This is a genomic window from Xanthomonas sp. fls2-241-TYG-148, assembly GCF_030208815.1.
GTDB lineage: Bacteria > Pseudomonadota > Gammaproteobacteria > Xanthomonadales > Xanthomonadaceae > Xanthomonas > Xanthomonas campestris.
Map to the genome: position 1 here is coordinate 148,508 of NZ_JARVTE010000014.1, position 14,015 is coordinate 162,522.

Annotated in this window: 13 protein-coding genes; all 13 read right to left on the reverse strand. The window is 67.5% G+C overall.

The annotated features are described in order from the left end of the window. Window positions 1–423 precede the first annotated feature (423 nt). Window positions 424–1,143 (reverse strand): type II secretion system protein N, encoded by a 720-nt coding sequence (gspN, locus tag QRM60_RS15100; protein WP_285446499.1) that lies wholly within the window; start codon window positions 1,141–1,143, stop codon window positions 424–426. After that, the gene (gspM, locus tag QRM60_RS15105) at window positions 1,140–1,592 is read right to left on the reverse strand and encodes a type II secretion system protein GspM (RefSeq protein WP_115571879.1); all 453 of its coding nucleotides are present in this window, start codon (window positions 1,590–1,592) and stop codon (window positions 1,140–1,142) included. The genes gspN and gspM overlap by 4 nt, the downstream gene beginning before the upstream one ends. Further along, the gene (gspL, locus tag QRM60_RS15110; protein WP_285446500.1) at window positions 1,589–2,653 is read right to left on the reverse strand and encodes a type II secretion system protein GspL; all 1,065 of its coding nucleotides are present in this window, start codon (window positions 2,651–2,653) and stop codon (window positions 1,589–1,591) included. The genes gspM and gspL overlap by 4 nt, the downstream gene beginning before the upstream one ends. Beyond that, window positions 2,650–3,642: a type II secretion system minor pseudopilin GspK gene (gene gspK, locus QRM60_RS15115; protein ID WP_285446501.1), complete on the reverse strand. Its 993-nt coding sequence runs from the start codon at window positions 3,640–3,642 to the stop codon at window positions 2,650–2,652. The genes gspL and gspK overlap by 4 nt, the downstream gene beginning before the upstream one ends. After that, on the reverse strand, window positions 3,639–4,241 hold the full coding sequence (gene gspJ, locus QRM60_RS15120) for a type II secretion system minor pseudopilin GspJ (protein WP_011269514.1): 603 nt from the start codon (window positions 4,239–4,241) through the stop codon (window positions 3,639–3,641). The genes gspK and gspJ overlap by 4 nt, the downstream gene beginning before the upstream one ends. After that, the gene (gspI, locus tag QRM60_RS15125; protein WP_011038518.1) at window positions 4,238–4,609 is read right to left on the reverse strand and encodes a type II secretion system minor pseudopilin GspI; all 372 of its coding nucleotides are present in this window, start codon (window positions 4,607–4,609) and stop codon (window positions 4,238–4,240) included. Before gspI ends, gspJ begins: the two co-directional genes overlap by 4 nt. Further along, window positions 4,593–5,066: a GspH/FimT family pseudopilin gene (locus QRM60_RS15130; protein ID WP_043922212.1), complete on the reverse strand. Its 474-nt coding sequence runs from the start codon at window positions 5,064–5,066 to the stop codon at window positions 4,593–4,595. The genes gspI and QRM60_RS15130 overlap by 17 nt, the downstream gene beginning before the upstream one ends. Window positions 5,067–5,126: 60 nt before the next feature. Continuing rightward, complete coding sequence (gene gspG / locus QRM60_RS15135) at window positions 5,127–5,591, reverse strand: type II secretion system major pseudopilin GspG (RefSeq protein ID WP_285446502.1); 465 nt, start codon at window positions 5,589–5,591, stop codon at window positions 5,127–5,129. Between the two features lie 26 nt (window positions 5,592–5,617). Continuing rightward, window positions 5,618–6,814: a type II secretion system inner membrane protein GspF gene (gspF, locus tag QRM60_RS15140; protein ID WP_285446503.1), complete on the reverse strand. Its 1,197-nt coding sequence runs from the start codon at window positions 6,812–6,814 to the stop codon at window positions 5,618–5,620. Next, the gene (gene gspE / locus QRM60_RS15145; RefSeq protein WP_285446504.1) at window positions 6,801–8,300 is read right to left on the reverse strand and encodes a type II secretion system ATPase GspE; all 1,500 of its coding nucleotides are present in this window, start codon (window positions 8,298–8,300) and stop codon (window positions 6,801–6,803) included. The genes gspF and gspE overlap by 14 nt, the downstream gene beginning before the upstream one ends. A gap of 4 nt (window positions 8,301–8,304) precedes the next feature. Further along, window positions 8,305–10,377 (reverse strand): type II secretion system secretin GspD, encoded by a 2,073-nt coding sequence (gene gspD / locus QRM60_RS15150; RefSeq protein WP_228957656.1) that lies wholly within the window; start codon window positions 10,375–10,377, stop codon window positions 8,305–8,307. After that, complete coding sequence (locus QRM60_RS15155; RefSeq protein WP_161962798.1) at window positions 10,374–11,189, reverse strand: type II secretion system protein N; 816 nt, start codon at window positions 11,187–11,189, stop codon at window positions 10,374–10,376. The genes gspD and QRM60_RS15155 overlap by 4 nt, the downstream gene beginning before the upstream one ends. A gap of 158 nt (window positions 11,190–11,347) precedes the next feature. Further along, entirely contained in the window at window positions 11,348–14,002 is a 2,655-nt protein-coding gene (locus QRM60_RS15160) for a TonB-dependent receptor (protein ID WP_285446505.1), read from the reverse strand. Window positions 14,003–14,015 lie beyond the last annotated feature (13 nt).

The window sequence follows — 14,015 nt, forward strand, 5'->3', positions numbered from 1 at the left end:
AAAACGTCTTTCTAAAATTGGACGCACGCTAATGGTGCATCTTTCTGCGGATTTATCGCCAAGGCGCCTACGAGAAGGCAAATCGACGCGGGCACCGTTGTCATGGGACCAGTCAGCGACCAATCGCCGTGGACCAGACCAATCGTGGCGTCGCGACCGGCGTCAAGCACGCCGTGGTTGAGGCAGGCAAAACCAAACTGCACGCGTTACATGCGTCAGCACGCTTGAATCAGACGCGCATGCCTCGCTGCCAGGGCGCGCCTGAGAACGGATGACTCAAGCGCATCAGTCCCCCGACAACGTTGTCGGCGGTCGCGCCGGGGTGTGGCCGTTGCAGACCACCGGCAAGCTCCATCCCGGCGCAGCGGGCGCTTACCGCAGGCAGCGACGGCAGTGCACAGTGGCGCACCACGCAAGCTCGCCTCAGTAGAGCTGCCCTAGATCGGTGCGCACCAGCACGCGTTCGGGCGTAGCGGCAAAGCCGAGCAATTGCAGGCCCATGCCCAGCGCTGCGTCCTGGCCCGGGCCCACGCGCGATTGCAACTGCCAGCGGCCATCGCGCTGCAGGCGCAACTCGGCGTTGAGCTGCACGCCGTCGGGCATCCCGCCATCGGGCTGCAGTGCAAGCTCCACCGCAGCGTCATTGCAGCGCGGGCTGCCGCGCAGGCGCAGCGGCAGCAGGCCGACCGCTTCGCCAGCGCTGGTTGGCACGATCTGCACGGTCACCTCTCCTGCGGCCTGTACGCAGCGGGTGGCGTCGAATAAGGCCTGCACCTGCCGCAGGTCCACTGCCAGATCCAGCAAGGTGATGCCACCGGGTTGGCGCAGCAACACGCGCCCATTGCCTTGGTCGATGCCGTGGCGCGCCCCCTGCAGGGCGATGAGCGCTGCCGTGGACGTGGCGAGCCGCACGCGCTGCTCGCCGCGCACCAGCGGCCACGGCTGCAGGGCCACCTGCACATCGCCGATGGGCTGCGCCTTCCAGGTGACGCCGCGCAAGCTGCCGTTCCAGATCGAGCCCTGCGCCTCCAACACCGCGATCGGCAGCGACTGCGCAGGCAGCACCCACCGCAACGGCAAGGTGGCAATGACAACGGCGATCAGTACAGCGAGCACCAGCAACGACCAGCCCAGCAGCCTCATGGCGTGAGGCCCTCGAAGCGACAGCGCACCTGCAGCTGCTGGGCGTGGCGGGTGATCTGCAGTTGCGTGGGGGCTAAGCCATGCGCAGTGCGCAGGCGTTCCAGCCAGGCGAATAACGCCGGGCTGTTGACGGCATCGATCTGCAATTCGACTGCGCCAGCCACCGCACGCGGCGCAGGGCCGATGGCCACGCCGGCATCGCGTGCGGCCTGCAGGATGTCCGCCAAGGTCACCACCGCGCTGCGTTGCCGGCCCTGTGCGTCGAGCAGGGCTTGCGCGGCGGTGTCATAGCGTGCCTGCGCGGCACTGCGCCACTGCCGCAGCGGCACGAGGATGGCGTACCACGCAATGAAGGCAGCGATTGCCGCGCCCATCACGGCCAGCATCACGCGCTCGCGCGGTGCGCGCTGTTGCCACCAACGATGGCTGCGGTGTCGCAAGGCGGTCATCGGGGTGGCTCCAGTTCCAAGGGGGTCTGCAGCCTGGTCTCGACCGCCTGGCTGCTGGCCGGGCGCACCTGCCAGCCGGCGCTGCGCAAGCGTGCCAGCAATTGCTGCAATTGCGCGTCATCGTCATGCACCAGCGTTGCGCGCACTGGCTGCGCTTGCTGATACGCAAGGGTGTCGAGCTCGGCACCGGGCACGCTATCGACCGCGGCGATCACCGCGGCGAGCTGCGCTGCGAATGCATCGGCCGACACGGGCGGTGCGCCGGTGGCTTGCACGCCCTGCACCGCCACAGCGCGGCGCTGCAACAGCTGCGCGCCGATCTCATAACGCAGTGCCTGCGCACCCAGCAACAGCATCGGCGAGATCAGCAGCAACACGCCAAGCCATGCGAGCCTGCGCGGCGTCAACCCGCGCCGCTGCGGCGTGGCGCGTGCGAAGGCATGCTGCCGCAATTCGATCGGTGCCTGCGTCACATGGCGGGCGAAGATGGCGATGACCTGCGTTGGATCCTCCAGAGGCCGAAGCGGCGACGGATGGCCTTGTGAATCGAGCACCAGCTGCGCGGTCTCCGGCTCCAGGCTGCAGGCCAGGCGTGCGCCGCGCACCAGCCAACGCCCGTCCCACTGCACAACCGTCGGTGGCGCATTGGCGTCCACCGTGGGCAGCAGCAGACATTCCGGCACCACGCTATCGGGCACGAAGCCGAGCTGCGCGGCACGCTCCAGCCACTGGTGCAGGGTTGCCTGCTCCACTGCGGCCACCAGGCGCGTGCCATCGGCCTGCGCGTTGGCGGCAATCACCACATGCAGCGTGCTGACATCGCTGGCCAGATGCTCGGCCAGTTGCAGGCGCGCGGCCGCCAACGATTGCGCCGGGCTGCGTCCGGGCAGGGCCAGCCAGCGCAGATGCATCTGCGTGCCCGGCACCACCAGCACCGTGCGCGCCGCGGGTGGGGTCGACGCAGCTGTGCCATGGACGCGCACATGCCCCTGCGCATCCACATGCACGGCGGTGGCGGCTGCGCCTGCGTCGGCCGGCAGCAACAGCAAGGTGGTACTCATTGATCGGAACTCCATTGACGCGCCACCAGGCGGATCCGCCCGGCTGGCGCTTGTTGCAGCAACGCTTCCAGCATGACCTCGGCACCCGCGTAGTCGACCTGGCTGTAGAGCGAAAAATATTCGGTGCGCAGCACGATCTGCTCGTACATCGCATCGGGCAGGGTGACCTGCAGCAATGCCGGCTGGCGGAAGAACGCCTGCACGTCGCGCCAGCCGCCGGCCGGGCGCGCGGCAATGAGGCGGCGCGCCGCGCCCAGGTCCAGCGTGCCTTCGGCGATGGCCACCAGCACGGCCGCATCGGTGGTGCGCAGCGTGTTGATGTTCACCTGCGACAAGCGCCCACTCGGCAGCGCACACACATGCGGCTGCAGGCGCGTCAGCAACGCAGGGGTGTAGCCGGCGATGGCGCGTAGTTCGCTCACGCCCGCCAGCAAGGTGTCACCGGTGCGCAGCGGCAGCGCAGACTGCAGATATGCGGCGTCCTCTGCGCCCTGTGCGCCGGGTTGCTGGTCACTGTCGATCCAGTCCACCAAGGCGTCGGCCAGCGCATCGGCCTGCGCGGGCGCGATGCCCAGCGTGCGCAACAGGGCCACGTACTGGCGCACGCCTTCTTCGCTGCGTTGCCATTGCTCGGCCGCGCCGAACACCACGCTGTTGAGGTTGAAGCAGCTGCCGCGGTCGCGCAGGCGCAGTTGCACGCTGCCGCCCTCCAGCGGAAAGCTGAGCGGCTGGTCATCCCACCCGCCGTCCAGCGTGGTGCGCAGCGGGTCGCGCCTGGACAGGGTCTGCAGTCGCTGGCGCGCAAACGCTTCGCTGCCCAGCGCGTACCACTGCGCCTGCGTCATGGCCTCGCCGTTCCCGCTGCGGCGCAAGCCAAAGCGCAAGTCATCCAGCACCGCGACCATCAGCACGGTCATCACCGCCACCAACAGCAACACGGTGAGCAAGGCCACGCCGCGCTGCCGGCGAGCCCCCCCACGCCTGCTCATTCGCGCCCCTCCGGCACCAGGAACAATTGCCGCACGCGGCCCCAGTCCTGCATTTCCAACTCCAGTGCCACCGCATCCGGCAGCGCCGCTACACCACCGCTCCAGCCATCGCTCCATTGCGCGCGGTAATGAAACCCCACGGTGGCCGCACGCACGCCACGCAGCAGCACCTGTGGTGCGCCGGTCACTGCACCGTCCAGCGCTGGACGTGCGCTGCGCTCGAGCCGGTCCTCCACCAGCCGGTATTCCACGTACTGCAGCGACGCACGCGGCGCCTGATCCGGATTGCTCCAGCCGCGTCGCACGAACGCCAGCAACGGGCCTTGTGCGCCGGGTGGTGTGGCGACAAAGGCAGTCCGCGCAGGCACGCCATCACTGCCACGGGTGCGCCGCACCGCGGCCTGTTGCAGATCACTGCGTAGCAACCCGTGCGCAATCTGGAAATCGCGCAGCTGCTGCAGCCGCGCCTGCACCGCAGCGCGCTGCTCGATGCTTTGCCGCAACACCCCCACTGCCGCGGCAGCCACCAACGCAAACACCGCCAACGCCACCAGCAGTTCGATCAAGGTGAAACCAGCGGCGCGGCGCAGGCGCATCACTCGGTACTCCGCACGACCTGCAGGCTGGCCAGTTCCTGCGCCTGCCCGGCCGCGTGCACGCTGATGGCGATGCGCAGCATGCCCTGCCCGGCGGGTGTTGCCGTGCGCTTCCAGTCCCAGCCGCGCGCACCGGCCGATTCCTGCCCTGCGGCAGGTGCCGCGGCAACGGCGGCCGGTGCAAGCAGTGCTTCAATCGCCTGGTTTTCCGCCACCACGGCCGCGAGCGCGCGCTCTTCCAGAATCACCGCGGTGCGCGTGCTTTCGCCGGACAGATTCAATAGCCCTACCACCGCCATGCCGAAGATCGCCAACGCGACCAGCAGTTCCAGCAGCGAGAACCCTGCCTGGGTGTCAGCGCGCCGCTGCATCGACCCGCACCGTGCCCACTGCATCCACTACCACCTGCACGCGTTGCTGGCCCTGCCCCAACGCCAGGCGCTGCGGCGTGGCGGCGCCAGTCGGGTCGAAACGCACGCTCACCTGCGTCGCACCCTCCGGCAGCTGCGTGCGCACCCCTTCCGGCCACTGCACGGGCGTAAACGGCACCTGGTCCAGCGCCACCCAGCGCTCGCGTGCCTGGCGGCGGAAGGCATAACCCCCGGCGCTGAGCACCACCTCGGTCATGCGCAGGCTCAGGATGGCCTCATCGCGCGCGTGCGACAGCGCGGTGGCCAGCGCATCGGCCTGATCGGGCAGCGTGCGCTGCGTGTCGGGCAGGGTCAGCAGCACAACGGTGCTGGCCAGCGCGGTGATCACCAGCACGGCCAGCACTTCGAGCAAGGTGAAGCCCCGTGCATTGCACGCGCACGGGAGCGCGGCGCGCATGCGTGTTTGCGGCGCACGGGAGCCACTCGATGCCAGCGCGCGCGCGGCCATCCCTGCGACTCAGCGCCAGTTGCCGATATCGGCGTTGTCGGCATCGCCGCCTTCGGCACCATCGGCGCCGAACGAATACACATCGAAGCCGCCGCTACGCCCGGGACGACGGTACTGGTAGGCGTGACCCCACGGGTCTTCCGGCAACCGGCGGATGTAACCGCCCTGGCGGTAGCGTTCCGGCCGGCTCAGGCCGCCGGGCGCGCTCAACAAGGCCTGCAGGCCCTGCTCGGTGCTGGGATAGGTGAGGTTGTCCAGGCGATAGGTTTCCAGCGCCTGCTCCAACACGGCGACGTCGGCGCGCGCCTTTTCCACCATGGCGCGGTCCTGGCTGGGCATCACGTTGATCATCACCACCGTGGCCAGCAAGCCGATGATGACGATGACCACCATCAACTCGACCAGGGTGAACCCGTGCGCCGCACGGCGCGAGGCGGTGCACGGGGAAACGCGGCGAAACGACATACGCGACATGAGACTCTCCGAATACGCGGCTGCCATCAGCCGAGTGCCAAGGTGTTGAATTGCAAAATGGGCAACAGGATGGACAACACGATCACTGCCACCACGCCGCCCAGCAGCACGATGATCAGCGGCTCCAGCAGGCTCATCGCCGCAGTGGTGAACGACTCGAATTCGCGCTCCAGATAGTCGGCGGCACGTTCCAGCATCGGCGCCAGGCGCCCGCTGTTTTCGCCGCTGGAGGCCATGTACAACAAGGTAGGTGGAAACACGCCCGCGCGCTTCATCGCCGCACCCAGGCTGCCGCCTTCACGGATGGCGGTGACCATGCTGTCGGTGGCCAGGCGCAGCGCATGGTTGTCCACGGTGCGTGCGGCGATCATCAGCCCTTCCATCAACGGCAAGCCGCTGTTGACCATGATCGCCAGGGTGCGCGCCATGCGTGCGGCATGCAGGTCGCGCAGCAAGCGCCCCAGCAGCGGCGCGCGCAGGATCGCCCGGTCAATCGCCAGCCGCACCGGCGGGCGCTTGCGCACCTGCACGGCCACCACCGCAGCGATCACGCCAGCCACCAGCAGTGGAATGCCGGCATGCAGCAGAAACTGCGAGAGCGCGATGACCGCGCGCGTGAGCCACGGCAGTGCGCGGCCCATCGAATCGAACTGGTCCACCACCTTGGGCACCACAAAGGTCATCAGCACGATGACCACCACGCCGGCAGTCATTGCCAACGCTGCCGGGTACACCAGTGCGGATTGCAGCTTGCTGCGCACCTGCGCCTGGCGCTCGAGCAGGTCGGCCAGGCGCTCGAGCACCTGCGGCAAGGCCCCGGCGCTTTCGCCGGCCGCCACCATCGCGCGGTACAGCGGCGGGAAGGCAGTGCCCTGGCCCGCCATCGCATCGGACAGGCGGAAACCTTCGACCACCAAGGCATGCGTCTGCCCGGTGACTGCGCGCACGCCGCGGCGCTCGGACTGGGTGCCGATGGTGCGCAGCGCTTCTTCCAGCGGTGCGGTGTCCACCAGGGTGGCGAGCTGGCGGGTGAACAACACCAGGTCCTTGCCGCTGAAGCGCGCCGCACGCACCGGCGTGGCGGCCGCTGCCGGCTCCACCCGCAACGGCACCCATTGGCGCTGCTCCAGCAAGCTGCGCGCACTGCGCACGCTGTCGGCGCTGATCACGCCGTGACGATTGCGGCCGTGCAGATCCAATACGGTGTAATCAAACTTCGCCATGCGCCTCGTCCTGCTGACGGGTGACGCGCAAGGCTTCTTCCAGCGTGGTCACGCCTTGCAGCACGGCCGCGCGCGCGGCGTCGCCCAGGCGTGGCGCACGTACGAAGGCCGCGGCGGCCAATGCGTCTTCGTCGGCGTTGTCGCCGATCAGCCGGCGCAAGGTGTGGTCGACGGTGATGGCTTCGTAGATCCCCACGCGCCCGGCATAGCCACTGTGGTGACAGGCCGCACAGCCGGCGGCGCTGTAGATCACCGCATCGGTAGATGTGCCCAGCATCTGCGTGGTGGCCGCATCCAGCGGCCGTGGCGTGCGGCACTGCGTGCACAGCCGGCGCACCAGCCGCTGCGCCAGGATCAGGCGCAGGCTGGAGGCCAGCAGGAATGGTTCGATGCCCATGTCGCGCAGGCGCGTGACCGCGCCCACCGCATCGTTGGTGTGCACGGTGGACAGCACCAGGTGGCCGGTGAGGCTGGCCTGCACGGCGATCTGCGCGGTTTCGGTATCGCGGATCTCGCCGATCATCACCACGTCCGGGTCCTGGCGCAGGATTGCACGCAGGCCGGCGGCAAAGGTCATGCCCACGCGCGCATTGACCTGGGTCTGGCCAACCCCGTCGATGGCGTATTCCACCGGGTCTTCGACGGTGAGGATGTTGCGCGAACCGTCGTTGAGCAGGCTCAGCCCGGCATACAGCGTGGTGGTCTTGCCCGAGCCGGTGGGCCCGGTCACTAGCACGATGCCGTTGGGCACCTGCAGCGCACGTTGCACTGCGCCCATCACACCGGCGGGCATGCCCAACTGGGTCAGCGACAAGGTGCCCTGCTCCTTGTCCAGGATACGCAGCACCACGCGTTCGCTGCCGCGGGTGGGCAAGGTAGAGACGCGCACATCCAGCGCCTTGGCACCCATTGCCAACGACACCCGGCCATCTTGCGGGATGCGTTTTTCGGCGATATCCAGGCGCGCCATCACCTTGACGCGCGAGACCAGCAACGGCGCGATCCGCCCCGGCAAGGTCGCCGCTTCGCGCATCACCCCGTCCACGCGCAAGCGCACGCGCAGGCGCGACTCGTACGATTCCAGATGCACGTCGGACGCACCCAGGCGTGCGGCCTCGGCGATGATGCCGTTGATCAGGCGAATGATCGGCGCATCGTCCTGGCTGTCGAGCAGATCGGCGGTGGGGATGTCTTCGATCAGCGAATCCAGACTACCGTGCAGGTCCAGCGCTTCCACCGGCATGCCCTGCTCCAGCCCGGCATCGGCATAGATTTCCGACACATGCCGGTCGAACACCGCCGGTGCCAATGTGCGCACCTGCAACGGCACGCCGAGCACGCGGCGCACTTCGATCAAGGCCTGCACGTCGCCACCTGCGCGCAGGCCGACCTGTGCGTGCGCGGCGCTCTCGCCGGTGAGCAGCACCACGCCGTGGCGCTTGGCAAACGCGTACGACAGCGTGGCCGTGGGAGTGATGGTCGACATGCTGTCAGCGCGTGCGCGGCGCGGCGGTGGGTGCCGGCGGCTGCGGCGCAGGCGTGGCGGGCGCGGACGCCGGCAGCTGTGGCGGCTGTGCACGCAGGTAGTCGCGCACCAACGCATCCAGGGCCGCTTCCGGGTCGCCATCGGCCAACTGCCGGTCGCGCAGGTAGTTGTAGCGTGGCGCGGTCATGCGCTGCGCATCGGCGGCGTCGCGGATGATGGTGGGGCGGATGAACACCATCAGGTTGGTCTTGTCGCGGTTGCGCGACTTGTGCCGGAACAACGCACCCAGCCCGGGCACGTCGCCCAGCAGCGGCACCTTCTCCACGGTCTGCCGGTCGTTCTGATCCAGCAAGCCGCCCAGCGCGACGATGGCACCGTTCTCCACCACCACGCGGGTTTCGATCTGGCGCTTGTTGAACACCAGCTCGGAGGACTGCGTGCTCACCGGCCCGGCAATGGCCGAGACTTCCTGCTTGATCGCCAATGTGATGCCACCGGCGGTATTGATCTGCGGGCGTACTTCCAGCTCCACGCCCACATCCTGGCGCTGGATGGTGCGGAACGGATTGTCATTGGCCGCGCCCAGCACCTCGCCGGTGGTAATCGGCACTTCCTGGCCCACCAGGATGCGTGCCTGCTCGTTGTCCAGGGTCATGATCGACGGCGTGGACAACAGGTTGGAGCCGGTGTCGCTCTTGACCGCATCGATGATCATGCCGAACACCGCATCGTTGCTTTGCCCGGCCAGGCCGATCAGCCCGCCGCTCAATCCGAGCAGCGATTGCGCGGCCACGTTGCGCGCCTGCTCCAGTACCGAATCGTCTTCCCCGTTATTGCTGCGCGTGCCGGCGGCCGCAGCAGCCAGCGGCACGATGCCCGGCGCGGCGCCGCTGTACTGCGTGGCCAGCAACGGCACGGTGCCGTTGCGCCCGGCCAGCAGCAGCTGCACGCCCAGACGCTTGGCAGCGGTGTCGGAAATCTCCACCACGATCGCTTCCACCAGCACCTGCTCGCGGTGCACGTCGAGCTGGCGGATCACGTCCATCAAGGCGCGCTGGGTTTCCGGGTCGGCATTGATGATCAGGGCATTGGAACCGGGGTAGCGCACGATCACCGGGCGCTTGCCGGCGGCCGGTGCAATCACCTGCGTCTGCGCAGCGCCAGCGCTCGCGGCCACATCCACGGCGGTGGGGCGCGCCTCTTGCCCGGGCTGCGCCTCGTTACCCGGGGTTTGCCCAACCAGTTGCTGCAGCACCGGCAGCAGTTGTTCGGCGCTGGCGTGCTGCAGGCGCACCACGCTGACATCGCCCCGGCGCTCGGCCCGCCCATCCAGATCCAGCGCGGTGCGTACCACGCGCTGCACCAACGCCGGGTCGCCGCGCACGATCAACGAATTGCTGCTCTCCACCGGCAACACCGACAACACCGCGCTGCGCTCACCAGCCTGGCCAAACAGCGTGGTGAGCGTGCGTGCCAGTTCCTGTGCCGAGCTGTTGCGCAGCGTCACCGTGTCGATGGCGGCGCGGTCGGTGTCGATCTGCGCCACCAGGCCACGGATACGGCGCAGGTTGTCTGCGTAGTCGGCGATCAACAGGCTATTGCCCTGCGGCATCGCCATGATCACCCCGCCGCGTCCCACCAGCGGCTTGAGGATCTCTGCCGCACTGCGCGCATCCACGCGCTGCAGCGTGAACACCTGGGTGGCGAAGCCGAGATTGCCGCTGGCCGCGCTGCCGGGCTGCTGCGCGGCGGTGTCGTCGGGGATGATGCGGTAGGTCGATGGCCCGCTGGAGACTGCAATCAAGCCATTCGCACGCAGCACCGCCAGCAGCATTCCCAGCAGGTCGGCTTCGGACATGGCCTGCGCACGCGCTACGTTGACCGAGCCCTGCACGCGCGTGTCGACGATGAAGGTAATGCCGGTGGCACGCGAGACATCCTGGATGAAGGCGCGCAGGTCCACGTCCTGCATGCGCACCGCCGGTGCATCGGCGGCGTGCAGCGGCAGCATCGTCAACGACGGCAGCGCAAGCAACAAGGTGGCGGACAACAGCCAGGGGCGACGGACGACGATCATTGCGGGCGCTTCAAGGTCATGGTGTGGGTCTGGCCGTCGCGGCGGTAGGTCAGCGTGGCGGTCTGGCCATCGCGCAGTTCGTCCTGCAGCTCGCGCAGGTGTTCGGCGTCGAGCGTGCGGCCATTGAGTTGGGTAAGCACATCGCCGGGCGCCAGGCCGGCCTGACGCAACAGCGCATCATCGCCGCGCGGCATCACCGTGAAGCCGCCGCCATCGGCATTGGCACGCAAGCCGGTGGTGCGCAGCAGCTGTTGCGGGTCGACCGCCGTGGTGCCGGCCGCTGCCGTGCGCACGCCGACATTGGAGGCCACCGCCGCGGCTGCTACGGGAGCGCCACTCGCCGGCAATGGTGCCGTTATTGCTGCGTTCGCCGCAGCGTGTTCGATCAACGGCAGCCGGCGCAGTGCACTGCCTGCACGCACCATCACGTGGTCGGCTGCGATCGCCTGCAGCGTCAGCCCCGGGCCCACTGCATCGCCAATGCGATACGCGCCCTGCCGGCCGTCCCCTGTACTCAAGTACGCAGCTGAGTCCGCACCGCCCACGCGCACGCCATGCAGCGCCAGGCCGAGGTCGCCGCTGTCGGCGGGCGCGCGAAAAAACACGTCGCGCTGCAATGCAGGCAAGGGCGCAGCGGTGGTTGCGCTGCCTTGTGCGGTGCCCAGCGGGCCCAGCGGCGTTACCAGCAGCCACACCAGGTGCACGCCCTGCACGGCAAGCAGCACGAGCAACACACAGACAGCGGCAGTGCGCACGGCGCGCGCCGACATCAGGTCATTCAACGAGGGCGAAACGCGCTGCAAAGCGGACATCCGTCTCAGGATTGCGGTCGAATGACAGAATGCGGCGGAATTGTGTCAGTTCGAAGAAAGTGATGACACGCATTGCCACACGCTTCCAACACGCCAATGCAAAACGCCCGCCGTGCGAGGCAGGGCGGGCGCTTGCGTTCATCGGCACTTGGCGCAGATCAGAAGCGCGCTGTCACACTGATGTCATAGGTGATGCCCGGCTGATACTCGTACAGGTCTACGCGGTTGCCACCGCGCGATTGATATTCCTGGTACTTGGTCTTGAGCAGATTGCGCGCGGCAAAGTTCAGCGAGAGCTTGTTGCCCGACCACACCAGCCCCTTCTTGATCACCAGATCCAGCTGCGTTCCCGGCTTGTCGATGTAGTCGGGCTGGCCCGGTCGGCCGCGTGCGGAAATCCGCTCGCCCACGTAGTTGGCAATCAACGTGGCCTGGCTGTTGGTGCTTTCGCTTTCCACGCCGATCTGCAGGTTGGCGATGTCGTCGGACTGCCCCTGCAGCGTGCTGCCATCGCGCACGAACAAGGTCGCCTGCACCGGTGCGGCAAACCCGAACGGCTGCACCGTGTCGCCGTCGCTGGCGCTGACCTCGGACTTGGTACGCGTGTAGTTGCCCGAGACGAACATGCGGTTGTCGCCCCACCAGTTGGCGGCGATCGGCAAGTCCAGATACTTCTTGGCTTCCAGCTCGATGCCGTACAAGGTGGCTTCCGGTGCATTGATGAAGCTCTGCACGATGCCGCCGCCGGGCGCGTCATTGACGATGGCTTCGATCGGCTTGTCGATCTGCTTGTAGAACAGGCCAGCGGTGACGTACTCGCCCGGCTCGAAGAACCACTCGTAGCGCGCATCCAGATTGACCAGTTCGCTGTCGACCAGGAACGGGTTACCGAAGAACTGGCGGTCGATGTCCGGGTCCAGATACTGCTGCGGCGCCATTTCGCGGAACTGCGGCCGCGCGATGGTCTTGGACGCACCGAAGCGCAGCTGCTGGTTCTCGGCGAAATTCCAGGTCACCGTGGCCGAGGGCAGCGCGTAGCTGTTCTCCAACGGTGCCACGCTGTCCTGGCGCGTGCCGCTGAAGATGTCGTACGGATGCACCGCCTGGGTGGCGTCTTCATAGCGCAGGCCCACCGTGGCACGCAGGGTCGGCACGATCTCGCCTTCCATCTGCAGGTAGGCCGCCTTGACCTTGAGCGTGGCGTCATAGGCGGCCGCACCGAAGCTGCCGGTGGTCTCGCGCAGGCGCAGGAAATCGTTACTGAGGTTGTAGTCGGAGATCAGGTAGTCCACGCGCTGGTACTGGTTGTAGAACGGCAGCGGGCCGTCCAGCGCCAGAAAGCGGAACTCGCGATTCCATGCAGTGCGGTCGTTGTCCAGATACGCCAGGCCACCCTTGACGGTGAGGTCGTGCTCGATCGGCAGGCGCCAGGTCACGTCCACGCCGCCGCTGGCCACCTTGTCGTCGACCTTGCTGAAACGCGTGTAGTTCTGCACGCGCGAGGCATCGTGCGCCCAGTAGCCGTCCAGCAGTTCGTAACGGATGCCGGTTTCGTACGGCACATCGCGGCTGGCGTTGGCCAGCGCTGCACGCCATTCGATCTTCAGATCGTCGTACTCGCCAAACGCATGCGTGCCGCGCAGCTGGTTGTTGATCAGCTGGCGCGCGTACCACTCGGTGTTGTCGTCGCGCACATCGAAGCCGGCCAGTTCATCGCGGCCGGCACGGCTGCGCGCCACCTTCAAGGTGTCGTGCACGTACAAGGTGGTCCAGCCGATGGTGTGGCGGCCGTATTCCCAGCCCAGGCCCAGCATGCCGTTACTGCGCACGTTGTTGCGGGTGGTGGCGAAGTCGTAGTTGGAATTGAACTCCACCGTGTCGCCGGTGAAGATGCCGTCCTGCTGCTTGCCGGTGCGCGTGCGCCATTCGTTGTCGTAACTGGCCACGGCCAGAATGCCCAGCTTGGCCTCGCCAATGTCCATGCTGTAGCCGGCGCTGGCGCCGACGTTGACGTCCGGGTCGATGCTGTCCTTCTCCTGCAGCACATACAGGTTGGCGTTGTTCATGCTGCGGCCAATGCGGCGGATGTCCTCGCGCGAGAAGCTGCCCAGGTCCACGCGCCGGCCGGTGGCGATGGCATCACGCAGCGCGCCCGGTTGCTTGCGCGCGCCATCGTCGAAGCCCCACTCGTCATCGCCGGAACCGTAGTAGGTCAGGCCCTTCTCGCCGGTACTGACACTGTTGGCGCCGCCACCGACGGTGAGCGAAAAGAACGGTTTTTCCGGCACCGCCATCGATTGCAGATCGATCACGCCGCCGCCGAATTCGCCGGGATAATCGGCCGAATAGGTCTTCTGCACGGTCACGCTCTGCAGCACGTCGCTGGGAAACAGATCCAGCGGCACCACGCGCTGCATCGGCTCGGGGCTGGGCAATGGCGAGCCATTGAACAGTGCCGAGGAATAGCGCTCGCCCAGGCCGCGCACATAGACATATTTACCGCGCGACAGGCTCAGGCCGGTGACACGCGTCAGCGCGACCGCGGCACTGCTGTCGCCGGTGCGCTCCATGTCCTCGCGGGTGACGAACGACGCCACTTCGGAGGTCTGCAGCATCGGTTCGGGAATGTATTCACCGCGCACCACGACCTGGTCGAGTTGCTTGGGCGCAATGGCGGCAGCACTGGAGCTGCTGGTGCCGCCGCCGGCATCGGTGGTGGTGGACTGCGCCATTGCTGCACCGGAGGCGAGCAAAGCGGAAATGGAAAGAGACAGGCCCGTCCGCGAAAGACGGGCAACAGCGAAGGTTCGCATCGTGGGAGCCCTG

Bases quoted from the DNA above. Each gene is read 5' to 3' on its own strand.
- gspF (WP_285446503.1), bottom strand. From the start codon at position 6,814: ATGGCGAAGTTTGATTACACCGTATTGGATCTGCACGGCCGCAATCGT.
- gspE (WP_285446504.1), bottom strand. From the start codon at position 8,300: ATGTCGACCATCACTCCCACGGCCACGCTGTCGTACGCGTTTGCCAAG.
- gspN (WP_285446499.1), bottom strand. From the start codon at position 1,143: ATGAGGCTGCTGGGCTGGTCGTTGCTGGTGCTCGCTGTACTGATCGCC.
- QRM60_RS15155 (WP_161962798.1), bottom strand. From the start codon at position 11,189: ATGTCCGCTTTGCAGCGCGTTTCGCCCTCGTTGAATGACCTGATGTCG.
- QRM60_RS15130 (WP_043922212.1), bottom strand. From the start codon at position 5,066: ATGCGCGCCGCGCTCCCGTGCGCGTGCAATGCACGGGGCTTCACCTTG.
- QRM60_RS15160 (WP_285446505.1), bottom strand. From the start codon at position 14,002: ATGCGAACCTTCGCTGTTGCCCGTCTTTCGCGGACGGGCCTGTCTCTT.
- gspI (WP_011038518.1), bottom strand. From the start codon at position 4,609: ATGCAGCGGCGCGCTGACACCCAGGCAGGGTTCTCGCTGCTGGAACTG.
- gspG (WP_285446502.1), bottom strand. From the start codon at position 5,591: ATGTCGCGTATGTCGTTTCGCCGCGTTTCCCCGTGCACCGCCTCGCGC.
- gspD (WP_228957656.1), bottom strand. From the start codon at position 10,377: ATGATCGTCGTCCGTCGCCCCTGGCTGTTGTCCGCCACCTTGTTGCTT.
- gspL (WP_285446500.1), bottom strand. From the start codon at position 2,653: ATGAGTACCACCTTGCTGTTGCTGCCGGCCGACGCAGGCGCAGCCGCC.
- gspM (WP_115571879.1), bottom strand. From the start codon at position 1,592: ATGACCGCCTTGCGACACCGCAGCCATCGTTGGTGGCAACAGCGCGCA.
- gspK (WP_285446501.1), bottom strand. From the start codon at position 3,642: ATGAGCAGGCGTGGGGGGGCTCGCCGGCAGCGCGGCGTGGCCTTGCTC.